The organism is Sphingomonadaceae bacterium OTU29LAMAA1 (assembly GCA_024072375.1).
GTDB lineage: Bacteria > Pseudomonadota > Alphaproteobacteria > Sphingomonadales > Sphingomonadaceae > Sphingomonas.
Genome location: CP099617.1, coordinates 3,276,411 through 3,295,099, shown reverse-complemented (window position 1 = coordinate 3,295,099; position 18,689 = coordinate 3,276,411). Strand labels below are relative to the sequence as shown.

General features: G+C 66.2%; 19 protein-coding genes. 6 read left to right on the top strand and 13 right to left on the bottom strand.

The features are described 5' to 3' along the window. Positions 1-10: 10 nt before the first annotated feature. Entirely contained in the window at positions 11-1,291 is a 1,281-nt protein-coding gene (locus NF699_15770; GenBank protein ID USU04486.1) for an MFS transporter, read from the top strand. Between the two features lie 153 nt (positions 1,292-1,444). Here the strand turns inward: NF699_15770 and NF699_15765 are convergent, their stop codons facing one another. The 3 genes from NF699_15765 to NF699_15755 all read right to left on the bottom strand — a co-directional run bounded on the left by NF699_15765 (position 1,445) and on the right by NF699_15755 (position 4,734). Beyond that, positions 1,445-2,971 carry a peptide chain release factor 3 gene (locus tag NF699_15765; protein ID USU04485.1) on the bottom strand — a complete coding sequence of 509 codons (1,527 nt, stop codon included), beginning with the start codon at positions 2,969-2,971 and terminating at the stop codon, positions 1,445-1,447. A 249-nt stretch (positions 2,972-3,220) separates the two neighbouring features. Then, positions 3,221-4,096, bottom strand: coding sequence for an aldose 1-epimerase family protein (locus NF699_15760; protein ID USU04484.1), 876 nt, complete (start codon positions 4,094-4,096; stop codon positions 3,221-3,223). Between the two features lie 50 nt (positions 4,097-4,146). After that, on the bottom strand, positions 4,147-4,734 hold the full coding sequence (locus NF699_15755; protein USU04483.1) for a L,D-transpeptidase family protein: 588 nt from the start codon (positions 4,732-4,734) through the stop codon (positions 4,147-4,149). A gap of 183 nt (positions 4,735-4,917) precedes the next feature. Between NF699_15755 and NF699_15750 the strand changes: the two genes are divergently transcribed. Continuing rightward, a complete protein-coding gene (locus NF699_15750) occupies positions 4,918-5,664 on the top strand; it encodes a murein L,D-transpeptidase catalytic domain family protein (GenBank protein USU04482.1) in 747 nt (248 codons plus the stop codon). Positions 5,665-5,778: 114 nt separating this feature from the next. On the opposite strand, the gene pheT is transcribed toward NF699_15750, so the two are convergent. The 5 genes from pheT to rpmI form a co-directional block, all read right to left on the bottom strand. Continuing rightward, positions 5,779-8,142, bottom strand: coding sequence for a phenylalanine--tRNA ligase subunit beta (gene pheT, locus NF699_15745; GenBank protein ID USU04481.1), 2,364 nt, complete (start codon positions 8,140-8,142; stop codon positions 5,779-5,781). A 102-nt stretch (positions 8,143-8,244) separates the two neighbouring features. Next, positions 8,245-9,327 carry a phenylalanine--tRNA ligase subunit alpha gene (pheS, locus tag NF699_15740; protein USU07117.1) on the bottom strand — a complete coding sequence of 361 codons (1,083 nt, stop codon included), beginning with the start codon at positions 9,325-9,327 and terminating at the stop codon, positions 8,245-8,247. Positions 9,328-9,444: 117 nt separating this feature from the next. Further along, positions 9,445-9,774 carry a GIY-YIG nuclease family protein gene (locus tag NF699_15735; protein USU04480.1) on the bottom strand — a complete coding sequence of 110 codons (330 nt, stop codon included), beginning with the start codon at positions 9,772-9,774 and terminating at the stop codon, positions 9,445-9,447. Positions 9,775-9,976: 202 nt separating this feature from the next. Then, entirely contained in the window at positions 9,977-10,342 is a 366-nt protein-coding gene (gene rplT / locus NF699_15730) for a 50S ribosomal protein L20 (GenBank protein ID USU04479.1), read from the bottom strand. Between the two features lie 12 nt (positions 10,343-10,354). Next, the gene (rpmI, locus tag NF699_15725) at positions 10,355-10,558 is read right to left on the bottom strand and encodes a 50S ribosomal protein L35 (GenBank protein ID USU04478.1); all 204 of its coding nucleotides are present in this window, start codon (positions 10,556-10,558) and stop codon (positions 10,355-10,357) included. 190 nt (positions 10,559-10,748) lie between these two features. On the opposite strand from rpmI, the gene NF699_15720 reads away from it, so the two are divergent. Beyond that, positions 10,749-12,908: an AsmA family protein gene (locus tag NF699_15720; GenBank protein ID USU04477.1), complete on the top strand. Its 2,160-nt coding sequence runs from the start codon at positions 10,749-10,751 to the stop codon at positions 12,906-12,908. 190 nt (positions 12,909-13,098) lie between these two features. Here NF699_15720 and NF699_15715 read toward each other — a convergent pair whose 3' ends face one another. Next, on the bottom strand, positions 13,099-13,911 hold the full coding sequence (locus NF699_15715; GenBank protein ID USU04476.1) for a histidinol phosphate phosphatase: 813 nt from the start codon (positions 13,909-13,911) through the stop codon (positions 13,099-13,101). 66 nt (positions 13,912-13,977) lie between these two features. Between NF699_15715 and NF699_15710 the strand changes: the two genes are divergently transcribed. Continuing rightward, positions 13,978-14,508, top strand: a complete 531-nt coding sequence (locus tag NF699_15710; protein USU04475.1) for a peroxiredoxin — start codon at positions 13,978-13,980, stop codon at positions 14,506-14,508. A gap of 62 nt (positions 14,509-14,570) precedes the next feature. Then, on the top strand, positions 14,571-15,626 hold the full coding sequence (locus NF699_15705; GenBank protein ID USU04474.1) for a GGDEF domain-containing protein: 1,056 nt from the start codon (positions 14,571-14,573) through the stop codon (positions 15,624-15,626). Positions 15,627-16,070: 444 nt separating this feature from the next. On the opposite strand, the gene NF699_15700 is transcribed toward NF699_15705, so the two are convergent. Both NF699_15700 and NF699_15695 read right to left on the bottom strand, forming a co-directional pair. Then, positions 16,071-16,691 (bottom strand): YbhB/YbcL family Raf kinase inhibitor-like protein, encoded by a 621-nt coding sequence (locus NF699_15700; GenBank protein USU04473.1) that lies wholly within the window; start codon positions 16,689-16,691, stop codon positions 16,071-16,073. A 4-nt stretch (positions 16,692-16,695) separates the two neighbouring features. Next, positions 16,696-17,202 carry a hypothetical protein gene (locus NF699_15695; protein ID USU04472.1) on the bottom strand — a complete coding sequence of 169 codons (507 nt, stop codon included), beginning with the start codon at positions 17,200-17,202 and terminating at the stop codon, positions 16,696-16,698. A 41-nt stretch (positions 17,203-17,243) separates the two neighbouring features. Here NF699_15695 and NF699_15690 point away from each other — a divergent pair, with 41 nt between their 5' ends. Further along, positions 17,244-17,654 (top strand): DUF1810 domain-containing protein, encoded by a 411-nt coding sequence (locus tag NF699_15690; protein ID USU04471.1) that lies wholly within the window; start codon positions 17,244-17,246, stop codon positions 17,652-17,654. An 11-nt stretch (positions 17,655-17,665) separates the two neighbouring features. Here NF699_15690 and NF699_15685 read toward each other — a convergent pair whose 3' ends face one another. After that, positions 17,666-18,013 carry a tRNA-binding protein gene (locus tag NF699_15685; protein ID USU04470.1) on the bottom strand — a complete coding sequence of 116 codons (348 nt, stop codon included), beginning with the start codon at positions 18,011-18,013 and terminating at the stop codon, positions 17,666-17,668. Further along, entirely contained in the window at positions 18,000-18,674 is a 675-nt protein-coding gene (locus tag NF699_15680) for a glutathione S-transferase family protein (protein USU04469.1), read from the bottom strand. The genes NF699_15685 and NF699_15680 overlap by 14 nt, the downstream gene beginning before the upstream one ends. Positions 18,675-18,689 lie beyond the last annotated feature (15 nt).

Sequence of the window (18,689 nt, the reverse complement as noted above, 5' to 3'; positions counted from 1 at the left end):
GAACAAGGGCATGACGATGACTCCCTCCCCCGCCCTGCCCGCCGCCAGCGCCCGTTACCGGGCGCTGGTGCTGGCGATGTTGCTGCTGGTCTATACGTTCAACTTTCTCGACCGGCAGATCCTCGGCATCCTCGTCGCGCCGATCAAGGCCGAGCTGGAGCTGACCGATACGCAGCTGGGGGCGTTGGGCGGCATCGCCTTCGCGCTCCTGTATTCCACACTCGCCATTCCGCTGGCGCTGGTGGCGGATCGAACGAGCCGAAGCTGGGTCATCACGATCAGCCTGACGGTATGGAGCGCATTCACCGCATTGTGCGGATTGGCGACCGGCTTCTGGCAGTTCTTCGTGTTCCGGCTGGGTGTCGGCGTCGGCGAGGCGGGGGGTGTCGCACCGAGCTACGCCATGATCAGCGACTATTTCCCGCCGGAGCAGCGGGCGCGGGCGCTGTCGATCTACTCGCTCGGTATCCCGGTCGGACTGGCGGCGGGGGCACTGCTCGGCGGCATGCTCGCGAGCGCGGTCAACTGGCGCTGGGCATTCATCGCCGTGGGACTCGCCGGCGTCGTCATCGCGCCGCTGTTCCGGTTCGTGGTGAAGGAGCCGCCGCGGGGGATGTTCGATCCTGCCGCGGTCCGATCCGAGCGGGTATCGGTGGGTGCGGTGTTCCGCATCCTCGCCGCTAAGCCGAGTTTCTGGCTGATGGCGTTCGGGGCGTCGTTCAGTTCGCTATGCGGCTATGGTCTCGCCTTCTGGGTGCCGTCGGTGCTGATCCGCTCGTTCGGATTTTCGCTGCTGACCGCATCGCAATACATCGGATCGCTGCTGCTGATCGGCGGGACGATCGGCGTGTTCGCCGGGGGATGGCTGGCCGATCGGCTGGGAGCGAAGGACCGGGGGGTTTACGCGAAGCTGCCGGCAATCGCATGGCTGGTGACCGTGCCACTGTTCGCCGCGGGCCTGACCAGCGGGTCGCTGACGCTGTCCTGGTTCCTGTTCCTGATCCCGCACGGCCTCAACATCCTGTGGCTGGGACCGGTGACGACCGCGGTCCAGCATCTCGTGCCACCCCCGATGCGCGCCACCGCCTCCGCCAGTTTCCTGTTCATCAACAATCTGATCGGGCTGGGGCTGGGATCACTGATCATGGGGCGGCTGTCTGACGCGATGACGGCGGTGCACGGTGCGGATGCTTTGCGCTGGGCGACGACCTATGCGCTGGGATTCTATCTGGTGGCGGCGGGATTGATGCTGCTGGCGGTGCGGCCGTTGCGGCGCGATTGGGTGGGGTGAGAAAGAGCGGGTCGGTGGTTCTCGGGTAGCGGGTGACCGGCGTGTAGGACAGACCCGGCCAATTTGCTGAGCAAACGTAGTCGGTTACGTGGTCCCACGACCAACTCCTCCACCGTCATCCCGGCGTTCGCCGGGATGACGGAGATGGGAGGTTTACCGCTCCCGCGTCGCAGCGAACCTTACCTTCGAATAGCGGTCTGCGATGTAATTAACCTCCCAGGCGCTTTTGGCGAGGAATACCGGGTTGTTGTCGCGGTCCTTGGCCATCGCGGAGCGGTTGAGGTCCATAAAATGCTTGAGGTCGGCCGGGTCCTCCGCCGACACCCAGCGCGCCGTCTCGAACGGCGCGGGTTCCAGCCCGGCGGCGACCTTGTACTCCGCGTCGAGCCGCGACAGCAGCACTTCGAGCTGGAGCTGGCCGACGACGCCGATGATCCAGTTCGATCCGATCTCCGGATAGAAGACCTGCGTCACGCCCTCTTCGGCCATGTCGTCCAGCGCCTTGCGCAGCTGCTTGGTCTTGGTCGGGTCCTTGAGCTGGACGCGGCGCAGGATTTCGGGAGCGAAATTGGGCAGGCCGGTGAAGCGCACATCGGCACGTTCGGACAGCGTATCGCCGACGCGCAGCGTGCCGTGGTTGGGGATGCCGATGATGTCGCCGGGAAAGGCCTCGTCGGCGACTTCGCGGTTCTGGGCGAAGAACAGGATCGGCGAATGGATCGCGATCGGCTTGCCGCTGCCCGACGGCGTCAGCTTCATGCCGCGTTTGAACGTGCCCGAACACATCCGCATGAAGGCGATGCGGTCGCGGTGGTTGGGGTCCATGTTCGCCTGCACCTTGAACACGAAGCCGGTGACTTGCGGCTCGTCGGGCGAGACGGGTGCGGGTTCGGCAGGCTGGGCGCGCGGCGGCGGCGCGTGTTCGGCGAGCGCACCGATCAGTTCGGCGACACCGAAGTCTTTGAGCGCCGAGCCGAAATAGACCGGGGTCAGGTCGCCGTTGCGATACGCCTCGGCATCGAATTCGGCATAGCCGGCCTGCGCCAGCTCGATCTCTTCGGTCCAGCGTTCCGACAGCGTCGGCGCCACTTCGGTCTTGCCGAGGAACGCGCGGCTGTCGCCTTCGGGACGGCTGATCGTGTTGGTGGTGAGGTCGAGCACGCCTTCGAATTCGCCCCCCATGCCCACCGGCCAGCTCATCGGTGCAACGTCGAGCGCGAGCATGTCGGCGATCTCGTCGAGCAGTTCGAAGATCGGGCGGCCTTCGCGATCGACCTTGTTGACGAAGGTGATGATCGGCACGCTGCGCAGGCGACAGACCTCGAACAATTTGCGCGTCTGCGGCTCGATGCCCTTCGCCGCGTCGATCACCATCACCGCGGAATCGACAGCGGTCAGCGTGCGATAGGTGTCCTCGCTGAAATCTTCGTGGCCCGGCGTGTCGAGCAGGTTGAAGGTGATCCCGTCACGCTCGAACGTCATCACCGACGAGGTGACCGAAATCCCGCGCTGCTGTTCGATCTTCATCCAGTCCGATCGCGCGCGACGGTTCTGGCCACGCGCCTTCACCTCGCCCGCCAGATGGATCGCGCCGCCGAAATACAGCAGCTTTTCCGTCAGCGTGGTCTTGCCGGCGTCGGGGTGGGAAATGATCGCGAAGGTGCGGCGGGGGGAAGTCAATGGATCGGGTCTCGGGATGCGGCGCGACCCGGACGGGAGGCGCGGAAGTTGTCGAAGTTGACGGTACGTCGGGATGAGAAGCGGGTCCCGCATGCTGCTCCGGAACGGAACGACGCGATGCGGAATGTGCAGGTCATGCACGCGCTTTGCCAGATCGGGAGCGTGTAGGACAGAGGGGTGTTTGCGGGTCGCGTCCCGCCTACAGTTCGTCACTCCCGTCCGCGGGAGTGATAGCGAAGCAGGCGTCCCTTACCGCTCCAGCGTCACACTCATCGTGATGCGTTTGTCGCCGCCGGCGGGGACTTCGAAGACGCCGGGCTTGTCGCGATACTCACCGGTAAAGCCCTCCGGGTCGGCAATGCCGTGCCATGGCTCGACGCAGACGTATGCGGCACCGGGCTTGGTCCAGATGCCCAGCATAGGCGTATCGGGGAAGGCAATGCGCAGGCGGGGGCCGGTCGGGGCGCCGTAGGTCACCGCCTGGGAGCGGATGTGGTCCCACACCAGCGCGTCATGCGCGAACAGATCGTCGCGCAATGCCAGTTCGCGGCCGTCGAGCGGTGATGGCTTGCGTGCGTCGGCGATGGTGCCGTCGGCGGCGATGGTGCGGAGCGTGTCGGGTTCGTCGGCCTCGAACAGGATGCGGTGCGCGGCGCGATCCTGCCCGTATGGCAGTGGCCAGGCGAAGGCGGGATGGAAACCGAAGCTGGCGGGCAGCGGGACGGCCGCCGGATTGACGATCCGCGCCTCGATCGTCAGCGTCGCGTCGTCGAGCGTGTAGGCGAGTTCCAGCCGGAAGGCGAAGGGGTAGCTGGCGCGGGTGTCGTCGCTGTCGGTCAGCGCGAAGGTGACGCCGGCATCGCTCTGCGCGACCGCATCGAACCGCGAATGACGGGCGAAGCCGTGCTTCTTCATCGGACGGGCGGTTCCGTCGATGCGGATCGTCTCCTCGAACGGCATGCCGACGACCGGGAACAGGATCGGTGCATGGCCGGTCCAGAACGCTGGATCTGCATCCGTCATCAGCTCGCGACCATCGGCATCGCGCAGGTGGACGAGCTCGGCGCCGAGCGGATCGATCGCGGCGGTGAGCACCCCCGAGCTGATGGTGACGAGTTCGGTCATATCTGTATCCCCTGCCGGTCGCGACGCGATTGCGCGCGGCGGCGGGGGTGTCAATCGACCGCAGGCCGCAGGAAGGAGGCGTTGGCGCTCGCGGTTTCGGCCTGCATCGCCTGTGCGTCTTCGTTGGTCGGCGGCGTCCATCCCTCCGCGGCGGACGCATCGGTGACCAGCACGGGCGTGCCCTTGCTGGTGACGGCGAACAGCTTCTTCGCGAACTGGGTCGGTACGCGGATGCAGCCGTGCGAAGCTGGGAAGCCCGGGTTCATACCGGCATGGATCGCCACGCCATCCCATGTCAGCCGCTGCATGAACGGCATCGGCGCGTCGTCGTACAGGTTGCTGCGATGCTTTTCGGACTTCTGCAGGATCGGGAATACGCCCAGCGGCGTGTCCTTGCCATCCTTGCCGGTCGACACGGTAGAGGCGCCGATCAGCAACTCGCCGCGATAGACATAGGCCTTCTGATCGGGGATCGAGATCACGATGCTGACCGGTTCGAGCGTCGCATTGTCGTTCCACAGGAAGCGATTGGGCGCCAGCGACGTCACTTCGGGGGCCAACGCATCGGCGGCGGCCATTGCGGACGCAGGAGCCATGGCGAGGATCGCGGCACCAGCCATGACGAGCCATTGCTTCATGTTACGTCGTTCCTTTCTCTACTGCCCCTTCACCTGGATCAACGCACGAGTCCGTCGATCGTGCCGTGTCGATTCGGGACCGATCGAGCCGCAACCACGCCGAAGCGTGCAGCGGCAACGCCGGTTGGGGGGAACAGCCGCAGAAAATTAAGTCCATAGCTGCTATATGACTATCAGCGGGCAATGACCGGGGCTTTTGAAAATTCGATGCAAATTGAGCACGATAACGCACATGACCAGGCACACGACCGGCGAGCGCTGCTGAAGAACGCATTGGTGCTGGCGGCGACCCTGGCGGTGCCGGGCACAGTGTCCGCGGCGACACGGCGGCTGACGCAGCAGGATCTGCGCCCCGTCAGCGAGCCGTCGCTCCCCGCCCCCCGGCCCATGGTGGCCGCGCGGCCGATCACGTCGTCACGGGTGGTACGCCCCGATCTGATGCGGCAGGCGATGGCCGCACTCAACACGCACGGCCGCCGCGTCGCGCACCGCGACCGGATCGCGATCGCCGATATGTCGGCGCCGTCCTCGCAGGCGCGCTTTCACCTGATCGATCTGGTATCGGGCAAGAGCAAGTCGTTCCTCGTCGCGCATGGCAGCGGTTCCGACCCGGCACATACCGGGTTCCTGAAGCGCTTCTCCAACGAACCGAATTCGAATGCATCGTCGGAAGGGTCGTTCGTGACCGACGATTATTATGTCGGCAAGCACGGCCGGTCGCAGCGGCTGATCGGGCTCGACCCGACCAACGACAATGCCCTGTCACGCGCGATCGTGGTGCATTCCGCCTGGTATGCGAACCGCGACATGCTGCGCACGCATGGCATGCTGGGTCGCAGCCAGGGCTGCTTCGCGGTCGGCGAAGGTGACCTGAGCGATGTGTTCGCGCAGCTTGGCACCGGGCGGATGATCTTTTCCGCAAAGGTCTGATCCGGGGGCGGACGCGACCGCCCCGCGATATTCGTCATTGCGAGCGACGCGAAGCAACCCAGGGTAGCCCGTGCCGCCCTGGGTTGCTTCGCTTCGCTCGCAATGACGGACAGGTTACCCCCGCAAGCTCGCACCCTGCTTCGCCGCAGCGGCGACCACCTTGTCGGCGATCGTCTTCAGCGTTTCGTCGGTGAAGCTCTTGTCGATGGGTTGCAGGATGACCTCGACCGCGACCGACTTCTTGCCCTCCTCGACGCCGGTGCCGGTGAAGACGTCGAACACGCGTGCAGCGGTGATCGCGGCCTTGTCCGCGCTGCGGACGGCGCGGACGAGGGCGTCGGCGGTGACCTCCGCCGGCACGAGGAATGCGAAGTCGCGGCGGACGGACTGGAGCGCTGGCGGCGTAAAGGCCGGGCGCATGAAGCCGGACGCGCGTCTGGCGGGCAGCGCATCGAGGTAGAGCTCTACCGCGGCGACCGCGCCGTCGAGGTCGAACGCCTTGAGCAGGCTTGGGTGGAGCATGCCGAACTTCGCCAGCACGGTCTTGGGTCCGAGGCGCAGCGTGCCGCTCTGGCCGGGATGCCACGCGTCGCCGGCCTCGCCCATCACTTGCAGATTGTCGACCGGGGCACCCGCCGCAGCGAGCAGCGCCAGCGCTTCGGCCTTGGCGTCGTAGGCGTCGAAGCCGGCGGCCTTGCCGTCGCGCCAGCCGCGTTCGCGACGGTTGCCGGCGAGGATCAGGCCCAGCGTCGGACGCTCGGCATCGCTGAGGTAGCGGCGGCCGACCTCGAACAGGCGAACGGACGTGATGCCGCGCTTGAGGTTGCGCTCGGTCGCCGACAGCAGGCCGGGGAGCAGCGAGGGGCGCATGACCTTCAGGTCTTCGCTGATCGGATTGGCGAGGCTCCACGCACCGCCGCCGAAGGGCGCGGCCTGTGCCTCGGACAGGAAGCTCCACGTCACCGCCTCGTCGAGGCCGCGCGCTGCGGCGGCGCGGCGGACGCGGCGTTCCAGTTTCTGTTCGGCGGTGGCGGTCGGGCGGGCGACGCCGGGGGTGCGGGGGAGCGGCACGGGAGCGACCTTGTCGATGCCCTCGATGCGGATGACCTCCTCGACAAGGTCGGCGGCACCGTCGATGTCGCGGCGCCATGTCGGCACGGTGACGTTCCAGTCGGCGTCCACCGCAAAGCCGAGCGACTCGAGGATGGCGCGCTGGCGATCGGCGGGCACGGCGAGGCCACCGAGCGTCTCCGCCTTTTCGGTGTCATAGGTATAGATGCGCGGGGTCAGCGGTGGCTCGCCAGCGCGGGTCACCGGTGAGGGCGTGCCGCCGCACAGGTCGAGGACCAGCTGCGTCGCGATCGCGAGGCCATCGTCGAGGAAGGCGGGATCGACGCCGCGCTCGAACCGCTGGCGCGCGTCGCTGGTCAGCATCAGCGCCTGACCCGTGCGGGCGATGTGATCGGGATCGAAGAAGGCGCATTCGATCAGCACGTCTTTGGTGTCCGCGGACACGCCGGAATGCTCGCCGCCCATGATGCCACCGATGTCGTGCACCTGGGTGTCGTCGGCGATGACGGTCATCGCGGGGATCAGCGCATAGGTCTTGCCGTTCAATGCGACGATCTGCTCGCCGTCCTGCGCCTTGCGCGCGACGAGACCACCGGACAATTTGGCGCGGTCGTAGACGTGCAAGGGTCGGCCTAGGTTGATCGAAACGTAGTTGGTGATGTCGACCAGCGCGCTGATCGGCTTCTGCCCGATCGCGGTGAGGCGGCGGCGCATCCATTCGGGCGCCTCGCCATTGGTCAGGCCGCTGACGTTCTGCGCGTAAAAGGCGGGGCAGCCGGCGGGGTCGTCGGTGCGGACGTCGGGGGCTTCTCCCTCTCCTGCCACGGCTGTAACCGCGAGCGGCTTCAGCGTGCCGAGGCCGGCGGCGGCAAGGTCGCGGGCGATGCCACGGACGCCCATGCAATCCTGCCGGTTGGGGGTGACGCTGATGTCGATCACCGCATCGTTGAGCCCGGCGTAATCGGGGAAGGCGGTGCCGACGGGCGCATCGGCGGGCAGTTCGATGATGCCGTCATGATCCTCGCCCAGCTCCAGTTCGCGGGTCGAGCACATCATGCCGTTCGATTCGACGCCGCGGATGGCGGCGACCTTCAGCGTCACGTCGAGGCCGGGAACATAGGCACCGGGAGGGCCGAACACACCGACGAGGCCGGCGCGGGCGTTGGGGGCGCCGCAGACCACCTGCATCGGGCCGTCACCGGCGTCGACCGACAGCACCTGGAGCTTGTCCGCCTGCGGATGGCGTTCGGCGGTGAGCACCTTCGCCACGCGAAACGCCTTCAGCGCGTCGCCGGGATTGTGGACGCCCTCGACCTCCAGCCCGATGCGGGTCAGCGCCTCGACGACGGTGTCGAGGTCGGCGGCGGTGTCGAGATGCTCGTAGAGCCAGCCAATCGTGAATTTCATCGCAGTTCCAAACCTTCGTCATCCCGGCGAACGCCGGGACCCATGGATGCGAGCGGCTCGTGACTGCCGGCTGCATCCGCCATCATGCGTGTCCCGACAGGCTTATGCCGCGCCGACGCCGCCCGACAGGGTCGGCACGTCGAGCGTCGAGAAGCCGTAATGCTTCAGCCAGCGGATATCGCCGTCGAAGAACGGGCGCAGGTCGTCCATGCCGTATTTCAGCATTGCGAGCCGGTCGATGCCGCAACCAAAGGCGAACCCCTGCCATTCGTTCGGATCGAGGCCGCAGGATTCGATGACCTTGGGGTGGACCATGCCGGACCCGAGCACTTCCATCCAGCCACCACCCGAGCCGCCGATGACGCGCTTGCCCTTCTCGATCGTGTAGCCGACGTCGACCTCCGCCGAGGGTTCGGTGAAGGGAAAGTAGCTGGGGCGCAGGCGCAGCACGATGTCGTCGCGCTCGAAGAACGCCTTGAGAAACGTCTCCAGCGTCCACTTGAGGTGGCCGAGCGTGATGCCCTTGTCGATCACCAGCCCCTCGACCTGATGGAACATCGGCGTGTGTGTGGCGTCGCTGTCGGAGCGATAGGTGCGCCCCGGCGCGATGATGCGGATCGGCGGCTTCTGCTGGAGCATCGTGCGGATCTGCACCGGCGACGTGTGGGTGCGCAGCAGCGAGAACGTCGTGCGCTCGTCCGCAATTCCCGCCGCTTTCGCGTCGATACCCTGCTGCAGGTAGAAGGTGTCGTGCATCGCCCGTGCGGGATGCGTTTCGGGAATGTTGAGCGCAGTGAAATTGTGCCAGTCGGTCTCGATCTCGGGACCGGTGGCGACCGCAAAGCCGAGGTCGGCGAAGATCTCGGCGAGTTCGTCCATCACCTGGCTGACCGGATGGACCGTACCGGTGAGCGCCGCGTCGGCGGGCAGCGTCATGTCGAGCGTCTCGCCGGCAAGGCGCGCGTCGAGCGCGGCGCGTTCCAGCGCGGTCTTGCGGGTGGCGATGGCACCGGCGACGGCTTCGCGCAGGCCGTTGATGCGCGGGCCCTGCGTCTGGCGTTCCTCGGGCGTCATTCTGCCGAGCGTTTTGAGCAGCTGGGTGACGCTGCCCTGCTTGCCAAGCGCCTCGACCCGCACCGCTTCGACCGCGTCGAGGCCGGTCGCGGCGTCGATTGCCGTCAGCATGTGGTCGCGCAGGGTATCGAGGTCGTCAGTCACGTGTCGTCATCCTCATTGTCCGTCATCCCCGCGCAGGCGGGGATCCATAGGCGCGAGCGTCCTGTTTTGCCATCGGCGTCGCGACTATGGGTTCCCGCCTTCGCGGGAATGACTCTGCGGGGCAAGACCAAGGCCGATCGCAAGATCATCCCAGTCGGGATTGGCTTGCTCGATCAGTCGCAGCTTCCAGTCGCGGTTCCATTTCTTGAGCTGCTTCTCGCGGGTGATCGCCGCTTCCATTGTCTCCGCGACATCGTACCAGACCAATTGGCGGACGTCGTAGCGAGATGTGAAGCCTGGGACCGACCCTTCGCGATGCTGGATGAGGCGGGCGATCAGGCGTGAAGTGACACCTATGTAAAGTGTCCCGTATTTCCCGCTGGCCAAGATGTAGACGCACGGTTGCCAGTCCATCCGTGTCTTCCTTCGTCATTCCCGCGAAGGCGGGAATCCATAGTGGCTGACTTAGCGGATTATCAGCGGCGTTGCGCCTATGGATCCCCGCCTTCGCGGGGATGACGATGTGAGTAAGGCGGAAAATCCGCACCAAACAGAAAAAAGGCGCCGGTGGTATCCCCACCGACGCCCCTTTCCAAAAACCTCACACCAGTCGCGGTTACGCGGCCTGGGGCAGAGCCGCTTTCGCCTGCGCGATGATCGCGCTGAAGGCGGCGGTTTCGTGCATGGCGATGTCGGCCAGGACCTTCCGGTCCAGTTCGACGCCTGCCAGCTTCAGGCCGTGCATGAACTGCGAATAGGTCAGGCCCTCGGCGCGGACGCCGGCGTTGATGCGCTGGATCCACAGGCCGCGGAAGGTCCGCTTCTTTACCTTGCGGTCGCGATACGCATACTGGCCTGCCTTTTCGACGGCCTGACGAGCGATGCGGATGGTGTTCTTGCGGCGGCCGTAATAGCCCTTGGCCTGCTCAAGAATCCTCTTGTGCTTGGCGCGGGTGGTTACACCACGTTTGACGCGTGCCATGTCCTGATATCCTTACTTGAGGCCGTACGGCGCCCAGGCCTTCACCGTGGCGGTGTCGGCCTTCGACAGCACCTTGGTGCCGCGGTTCTGGCGGATGTACTTGCTGTTGTGGCTGATCAGGCGGTGGCGCTTGCCGGCGACGCCGTGCTTCAGCAGGCCGCTTGCGGTCAGCTTGAAGCGCTTCTTGACGCCGCTCTTGGTCTTGAGCTTGGGCATTTTGGTCCTTTCGCTATGAGCAGGCATGGACAGCCGCGGCAGCCCTTGATGGCCGGGCAGTCCTGTAGCGCCTCGCTCGGGAAGCGGGCCCATTAGCGTGGCATCGCGCAAAACGCAACCAATGCCCGAATGACGATCCGCAAGCGGCCGATGCGGAACCGAAACGAGTGCTGACGCGCTGTTGCCGCCGATGGACACGCCGCCCCCCGCACCGGAAACGGCCGCCACGCCGCAACCTGATCCCGATGAGGGAGCAGGAACGGCGACCGTCGATTCGCGTCGTCGTCGCGCGTGGCGGATCGCCCGCAACATACTGCTGACGATCCTCGGGCTGCTCGTCGCGATCTGGCTGGTGCTCTATATCACCAAGGGACGGTTCCTGAAGCACCCCTTCGAACGATTCGTCGGCGGGCAAACGCATCGCCCAGTGACGGTGGCGGGCGATTTCCAGCTCTATTTTGCGCCGTTCCGCATCAAGTTCGTTGCGGAAAAGATGACGATCGCCAATCCGGCCTGGGCGACAAAGCCGTTTCTGTTCCAAGCGGAGCGGATCGATACGCGGATCGCGCCGCTGTCGCTCATCTGGGGCAAGCGGCGGCTGTACTGGCTCGATCTGGCGAAGGGCGCGGTCGATCTCGAGTGGAACGAAGATCACAGCGCCAACACCTGGACGTTCAGCAACGAAAAGGGTGGAAAGCCGCTGGAATTTCCGCGGATCGACGTGGCAACCGTGCGCGGCACGGCCGTCCGCTATCGCGATCCCCGCATGCAATTGATCGCCGATCTGAAGGTCGACGATATCCGTTCGGCGGACGCACGAATCGGCAAGGCCGTGGGTGTCGACGGCGACGGCACGATCCGCGGCACGCCGTTCCGGGTCACCGCGCAGTTGCTGTCGCCGGACGCGACGGTCAATCGCGGCAAGAACGAACTGCGCGCGCGTGCATGGGCGGCGCATAACGTCGTCGATGTCTCCGGCACGCTGCCGTCGATCGCGGGGATCGAGGGCGTACCGCTCCAGACCCGCGCACGCGGGCGCAACCTGTCCGAACTGCTCGGCATCATCGGCGTCGTCATCCCCAACACCCGCGCCTACCGGCTGAAAGCGCAGCTGGTGCAGCAGGGTCAGGAGTATCGCTTCACCCGGATGAGCGGCACCGTCGGCGAGAGCGATGTCGCGGGCAAGCTGACGATCACCAACGGTGATCGGCTGCATCTCGATTCGACGCTGACGACGAAGACGCTCGACATCGTCGATGCCGCACCGTTCATCGGCTACAATCCGGATATCGTCGCGGACAAGGGGGCGATCGCCGCGGCGGCCGCGACCGGCGCGGCGCCCCAGCGGATCATGCCCGATGCCGAGCTGCCGATCGAAACGATGCGGCGGTTCGACGCGGACCTCAAATGGACCATCCGCACTGTCCGGTCACGCAACCTGCCGATCAGCAACGTCGACCTGACGCTGGACCTGGAGCGGGGGCGGCTGGCGCTGTCGCCGCTGGGCTTCGCGATGGCGCGGGGCAATGTCGCGTCCGATGTGGTGTTCGACACGCGGCAAAGGCCGACCGCGGTCAGCTACGACATCAGGCTGGCGCCGACGCCGCTCGGGCGGTTGCTGGCTGGCTACGGCGTGGCGGAGGCGGGAACGACGGGGACGGTAAAGGGTCGGATCAAGCTCGACGGGCGAGGCGATTCGATCCACGATTCGCTGAGCACCGCGTCCGGGCGCATCGCGTTCATCGTGCCGCAGGGGCAGCTGTGGACGCGCAACGTCCAGCTCGCCGAGCTCGACCTCGGCACGTTCGTGCAGAAGATGTTCGAGGACAAGTTGAAGAAGCCGGTCGAGCTGAATTGCGGGCTGGTGGGCTTCACCGTGCGGGGTGGCGTAGCGGCGGCGGACCCGATCCTGTTCGACACGACGAAGAACGTCATCGTCGGGCGTGGTGGCTTCAGCTTCCGGACCGAGGGTATCGATCTGGCGTTCCGTGCCGACGGCAAGAAATTCAGCCTGTTCTCCGGCCAGTCGCCGGTGGGGATCGGAGGGGTGTTCGCGGCGCCGAAGCTCGACGTGGTCAGCGATCAGCTGCTGGCGCGTGCGGGGGCGGGGCTGGGTCTGGCGCTGGTGGCGACGCCGGTCGCAGGCGTGCTGGCGTTCGTCGATGTCGGCGATGCCAAGTCGGCAGCCTGCGGGCCGGTGCTCGCGGGCGCGACGGCGCGGGCTCAGCGGACGACAAAGGGCGCACCGAGGGACGATGTCGGCAAGGGCACGACGGCGAAGGAGGAAGACGGAAGCGGGTCGCTGGGCGAGAAGAAGAGCCAGCGGAAGAAATTTCTGGGTATCTTCTGAGAAACGCCGTCATCCCTCCCCCGCAAGGGGGGGGGGGGTGGCGCGCCTAAGGCGTGACGGAGGGGGAGGCAAGCGAGGAACTTCGTTGGGAAGGCTGGCGACGAACTGCGTCGCTCACGGAAACGCCCCCTCCACCACCGACTGCGCCTGCGGCTTCCCTCGCCCACTGAAGCAAGGGGGGCATCGGAAGTTAATGCGAATGCGCGTCCGGCACGGCGTGCAGCGCTTCCAGGACATCATCCGTCCGTGCCGGATCGCCGATCGCCAGCACGTGGCCGGCGCTGTCGGCGGTCAGCGGATCGCCGTTCCAGTCGCACATCCGCCCGCCCGCACCCTCGACCACCGGCACCAGCGCGGCGAAGTCATAGAGTTGCAGCCCTGATTCCGCGACGATGTCGAGGTGGCCGCTCGCCAGCAGGCCGTAATTGTAGCAATCGCCGCCATAGACGGGTCCCTGCCGGACGTGACCGCCCGATGCGGCGGCGACCAGCGCCATATAGTGCGGCACGTCGCCCTCGGCGAACAGGTGCGGGCTGGTCGTCGCCAGCACCGCGCCCTCCAGCGTCCCGCAGGTCCGTGTCCGTGCCGGCCTGCCGTTGAAGGTCGTCGGGCGTCCGGCGACACCGAGCCAGCGTTCGCGCTGCACCGGCTGGTCGATGATGCCGAGTAGCGGCCAGCCGTCCTCGACCAGCGCGATCAGCGTGCCGAATATCGCGCGGCCAACGGTGAAGCTGCGCGTGCCGTCGATCGGGTCGAGCACCCATTTGCGGCCCGTGACGCCGCGCTTTTCGCCATATTCCTCACCGATGACCCCATCGCCGGGCGCCTCGGCATCCAGCAGCTTGCGCATCGCCGCCTCCGCCTCGCGGTCGGCGCGGGTGACGGGGGAATGATCGTCTTTCAGCTCGACGCCGTGTTCGGCCCGGAAATAGGGACGAATCGCGGCGCCGGCGGCATCGGCAAGGCGGCTGGCGAGCTGGATATTTGCGGCAGTGATCGGCATGGGTGCTGCCCTATCGCGCTCGCCTGCCGTGCGCTAGGGTGCGGCAACTTCGAGAGGATCGTCTTCATGCGCCTGTTCCCCGTTCTCGCCGCCATTGCCGTCGTCGCCGCTCCTGCCGCCGCGGCCGGGCTCGCGGTCGGGGCGAAGGCGCCGACCTTCGCCACCCGCGGCGCGATCGCCGGCAAGGTGGTCAACATCGACCTCGCGCAGCAGCTGAAGAAGGGGCCGGTGGTGCTCTATTTCTTCCCCGCGGCGTTTACCGGGGGCTGCAATGCCGAAGCGCATGCCTTTGCCGAGGCGATCCCCGACTTCCAGAAGGCGGGTGCGACCGTGATCGGCATGTCGGCCGACGATGTGCCGACGCTGCAGAAGTTCTCGGCGGAAAAGTGCGCCGGCAAGTTCGCGGTGGCGAGTGCCGGCCCGGCCGTCATCAAGAACTACGATGTCGCACTGGCCGCGATGGGCAAGTCGCTGACGAAGCGCACCAGCTATGTGATCGGCAAGGATGGTCGCGTGGCCTATGTGCATGACGACATGAACCCCGCGCAGCATGTCGCCCTCACCCTTGCCGCGGTACAGAAACTTCGCCGCGGCTAGGCCATGGCAACGTCGCGCTAACTATTGACCGCTACAACACGCTCGATCATCGAGGGTGGGGCATGGGCGGGCCATTTGCAGTAAGGAAGGACGAACGGGGGGATTTATTCTCCCGCATCGGCGCTTTTCTTGCGCAACAGGGGCTTAGTCCGGATCCCGCACATTACAGCTTTGCCTATGACGTCATCGCCAATCCTGCCGGCGTCATCGCGCAGGCGGTCGATCGCCTGACCGATGGCGGCGTCCGCCTGAGCCGTTCCGATATCGAGCAACTGGGTGGCCGCGTGGCGATCGGTGGCGGCGGCACCGGATCGGTTCAGGATGGCAGCGATCGCGCCAGCCGGGTCGAGAACGAGGCGATGAGGCTGGTCGAGGAAACCCAGGCCCAGGTCGACGGATTCACGTCGATCGTGCGTGCCATGCAGGACGAGACGAGAGACTTCGGTCGCGATCTGGCGGAAAGTGCCGCAGCGATCGCGCCCGCCAATCGCGCGGCCAGTACCACCGCCGGGCTCGACGAGATCGCGCGGATCACCGGATCGATGCTGACGCGCATCCGTGATGCCGAGGTGCGTCTGGCGCATGCGACCAGCGAGGCCGATGCCCTGCGTGCCAAGCTTGCCGAGGCGAACGATACCGCTCGGCGCGACGCCCTGACCGGCCTCCCCAACCGCCGTGCATTCGACGAAGCCTTTACGACACGACGCGAGCGCGATGGTCCGTTCTGCCTGGCGGTATGCGATATCGACCGGTTCAAGCGGATCAACGATGCGCACGGCCATCAGATCGGCGATCGCGTGCTGAGTGCCGTCGCGAAGACGCTGGCCGAGGAATGCGCCGGGCATCTGGTCGTGCGTCACGGTGGCGAGGAATTCGCCGTCCTGTTGCATGGTATCCCGCTGGCGGACGCGGCCGCGCATCTGGATGGCGTACGCAGCGTCATCAGCGGAAAGCGGTTCCGCTTGCGCGAAAGCGACAAACCGCTCGGTCAGGTGACCTTGTCGATCGGCGTCACGGCAGTTCACGATGCCGAACCGATCGATGCCGCGTTCGATCGTGCCGACCGCCTGCTCTACACCGCAAAGGCCGATGGTCGCGATCGGGTGTGTGCCGCCTGATCTTGGCGTGATTTGCCCGTCAGGACTGGTGAAAAATACCAACCTTCACAGTGCCGGTTTCTTCAATCTTTGTTTATCAACAGCTTAGTGCAATTGGCACGCAGGCTGCAAAGCCCCCGGTATCGATCGTGAATGGATCACATCGATGCCAAAAGGGAATACCATCATGTTTCTCCGCTTCGAACTCGCCCAGCGTGCCGTCTTCTCCGTCGTCGCCGCCCTCGCCTTCGCTGCGCTCGCCGTCAGCGCCGCCGTTCCCGTCGTACCGGTCGCATAACCAGCATCCTTTCGGGAGATAGACGATGTACCGCAGCCTGTTCCTCAGCCTCGCCTCGTTCGCGACCACCATCCTCGTCATCGCCTCGCAAGGCGGCGTGACCGCCGGCTGACACGTCGCACGCAGGACGGGCCCGGCATCGACGCCGGGCCACCGTCGCCCGCCGGTCAGGCAGTGGCGACCCCACCGACCAGTCCCGCCGGCGCCTCTTCGCCCCGACTGTAGGTGCCAATCAGCAATCCGGCGGCGAGCACATGCCCCGCCATCGCCTCTAGTATCGCCGAACGTCCGGGCGTTTCGCCGGGCGCACCGACGCCCGACGCCAGTGCGAACAGCTGAAAGGCGTAGCGATGCTCGCCATGGCCCGTGGGCGGATCGGGCGGCAGCCAGCCTTCACGTTGATAGGAATTACGGCCGACATCGCGTTCGGGCGAACCCGCGCCGTCCCCGATGATGTCGCCTTCGGCCAACCGCCGCGCATCGGCGGGCAGGCCCCAGATCACGGCATGAACGAGTGGCTGGGACGCGGGCGCATCCGCATCCTCGACCAGCAAGGCGAACAGCGCCGTACCCTCCGGAGGCTCCCCCCAGACGAGGGGTGGCGATACGCCCGCACCGTCTGCCGTGAACCGCTCGGGCAGGCGCGCGCCCGTGGCGAAGGCCGGACTACCGAGATCCATAGCGGGAAAGGCGCCACCCAGTTCGGGGCGGGCGATCGCCAGCTTGTCCGAACCGGCGCGGACACCATCCAGCATCTTGCCAAGCCAGGCGGGAACGTGTTCGAGCATCGGTCTACTCCTGAGGGCAATCACCCGGACGGCGCTGCGGAGCGGAACCGGCCACGTACCAGCGGCTGGCCTGTCCCATCGTTCCGGCATCATGGTAGCACGCCTCGCCCCGCGAACCGTCGACTGCGACGAGGAACGTCCAGTTGACGTCGGCGCAATCGTGCGGCGCGCAACCGTGCGCGGCAATGCGGCCGTCCGCCGCCTTGAAGATCGGTACGCTCACCGCCTCTCGCGCGACGATGCGGCGGCGTACGGCGTCTTCACCGACCGCGTCGATCAGCGCCCGCGACACCTCGGTCCGATCGTAGAAGCCGACGCCATCGACCGCATCACCGGGGTATTTGCCGACATAGGCGGAGATCGGGTTGCTATGCGCCTGCCCAGGAATCGGCTTGGGCATCTGCGTCGGCGGCGGGACGAATGTCGCTGCCGCATTGTCCGCCGGTTTGTCGCCATTCCCGCCACTACAGGCGGCGAGCAGCAGCAGGGGTGTGAGATGGAGCGCACGCATGCGGGTGGAACGCTGCGGATCGCCCGGTGGTTGCCTGTGCCATGACGCATGACCTCGATCGCTTCGTTTCGGCGCAGGCGCGGACCTATGACCAGGCGCACGGCGAACTGCGTCGGGGTCGCAAGACGGGTCACTGGATGTGGTTCGTCTTTCCACAGATCGCCGGATTGGGGCGAAGCGAGACGGCGCGTTTCTATGCGATCCGCGATGTGTCGGAGGCACGCGCCTATCTGGCGCATCCGCTGCTCGGAGCGCGGTTGATCGCTGCGACGCGGGCGGTGATCGCCGCGCCGGGGAGCGCGGAGACTATTCTGGGAGACATCGATGCCATGAAGCTGCGGTCGTCGATGACGCTGTTCGCTGCGGTGGCCGACGATCCGGCACCGTTCGTGGCGGCGCTCGACCGGTTTTTCGGCGGCGAGCGCGACGCGGCAACGCTGGACCGTCTATAGGGACGTCCGGGTCAGAACAATTTGCCGCCGTTCGGCACCGGCTGGCTAGGGCCGATCAGCACCACCTTGCCGTCAGCGTCGGGGAAGCCGAGCGTCAGTACCTCGGACATGAATGGCCCGATCTGACGCGGGGGAAAGTTGACCACCGCCGCAACCTGCCGCCCGACGAGCATTTCGGGTGTGTAATGATCGGTGATCTGCGCGGACGACGTCTTCACGCCGATACCGTCGCCAAAATCGATGCGTAGTTTGATCGCGGGCTTGCGTGCCTGCGGAAATGGCTCGGCGGCGACGATCGTGCCGACGCGGATGTCGACACGTTCGAAATCCGGATACGCGATCGGATCAGAAATCGACATTGTCGTAATGCGCCGGTGGCCCGATCATCTCCATCCGCTCGGACAGCAGCGGACGGAAGCTCGGCCGGCTCTTGAAACCGCGATACCAGCGCGCCGTCTGGTCATGCCCCTTCCAATCGATCCCGCCGAGATAATCCGCGACCGAAATCTGCGCGGCGGCGGCGAGATCGGCGAGGCTCATCGTCGCGCCGCCCAGCCAGTTGCGATGATCGAGCAGGTAATCCGTATAATCGAGGTGGCTGACCGCCGCCTTCATCGCTTCGCGTAGCCCCTTGGCATCGGGCGCGGCGCGATGCGCCAGCCGCTTGACCACCCGCTCGTGCAGCAACGGCCCGGTAACGTCACGATAGAAGTGCGTGTCGAACCACGTCACCAGCCGGCGAATCTCCGCGCGATTGGCGGCGGTGCCGTTGATCGTCGCCGCCTTGTCGACGGTTTCCTCGAAATATTCGCAGATCGCCATCGAGTCGATCAGTGGCGCACCGGGGCGTGACGCGTCGACCATCACCGGCGTTTCGCCAGCGGGGTTCATGTCCATGAATTCGTCGCGCCGCTCCCACGGCGATTCGCGGACGAGTTCGTAGCCGATCCCCTTCTCGCCCAGCAGCAGGCGGACCTTGCGGCTGAACGGGCACAGGGGGAATTGGTAAAGCTGCCACATACCGCCGTGTTATAA

Excerpts from the sequence above, each read along its gene's own strand:
- pheT (USU04481.1), bottom strand. The coding sequence starts at position 8,142 with ATGAAATTCACGATTGGCTGGCTCTACGAGCATCTCGACACCGCCGCC.
- NF699_15770 (USU04486.1), top strand. The coding sequence starts at position 11 with ATGACGATGACTCCCTCCCCCGCCCTGCCCGCCGCCAGCGCCCGTTAC.
- NF699_15755 (USU04483.1), bottom strand. The coding sequence starts at position 4,734 with ATGAAGCAATGGCTCGTCATGGCTGGTGCCGCGATCCTCGCCATGGCT.
- NF699_15695 (USU04472.1), bottom strand. The coding sequence starts at position 17,202 with ATGCGTGCGCTCCATCTCACACCCCTGCTGCTGCTCGCCGCCTGTAGT.
- NF699_15720 (USU04477.1), top strand. The coding sequence starts at position 10,749 with ATGGACACGCCGCCCCCCGCACCGGAAACGGCCGCCACGCCGCAACCT.
- NF699_15680 (USU04469.1), bottom strand. The coding sequence starts at position 18,674 with ATGTGGCAGCTTTACCAATTCCCCCTGTGCCCGTTCAGCCGCAAGGTC.
- NF699_15750 (USU04482.1), top strand. The coding sequence starts at position 4,918 with ATGACCGGGGCTTTTGAAAATTCGATGCAAATTGAGCACGATAACGCA.
- NF699_15715 (USU04476.1), bottom strand. The coding sequence starts at position 13,911 with ATGCCGATCACTGCCGCAAATATCCAGCTCGCCAGCCGCCTTGCCGAT.
- NF699_15710 (USU04475.1), top strand. The coding sequence starts at position 13,978 with ATGCGCCTGTTCCCCGTTCTCGCCGCCATTGCCGTCGTCGCCGCTCCT.
- NF699_15690 (USU04471.1), top strand. The coding sequence starts at position 17,244 with ATGACGCATGACCTCGATCGCTTCGTTTCGGCGCAGGCGCGGACCTAT.
- NF699_15760 (USU04484.1), bottom strand. The coding sequence starts at position 4,096 with ATGACCGAACTCGTCACCATCAGCTCGGGGGTGCTCACCGCCGCGATC.
- rplT (USU04479.1), bottom strand. The coding sequence starts at position 10,342 with ATGGCACGCGTCAAACGTGGTGTAACCACCCGCGCCAAGCACAAGAGG.
- pheS (USU07117.1), bottom strand. The coding sequence starts at position 9,327 with ATGCTGACGGCAATCGACGCCGCGACCGGCCTCGACGCGGTCGAAGCG.
- NF699_15700 (USU04473.1), bottom strand. The coding sequence starts at position 16,691 with ATGCTCGAACACGTTCCCGCCTGGCTTGGCAAGATGCTGGATGGTGTC.
- NF699_15685 (USU04470.1), bottom strand. The coding sequence starts at position 18,013 with ATGTCGATTTCTGATCCGATCGCGTATCCGGATTTCGAACGTGTCGAC.
- rpmI (USU04478.1), bottom strand. The coding sequence starts at position 10,558 with ATGCCCAAGCTCAAGACCAAGAGCGGCGTCAAGAAGCGCTTCAAGCTG.
- NF699_15705 (USU04474.1), top strand. The coding sequence starts at position 14,571 with ATGGGCGGGCCATTTGCAGTAAGGAAGGACGAACGGGGGGATTTATTC.
- NF699_15735 (USU04480.1), bottom strand. The coding sequence starts at position 9,774 with ATGGACTGGCAACCGTGCGTCTACATCTTGGCCAGCGGGAAATACGGG.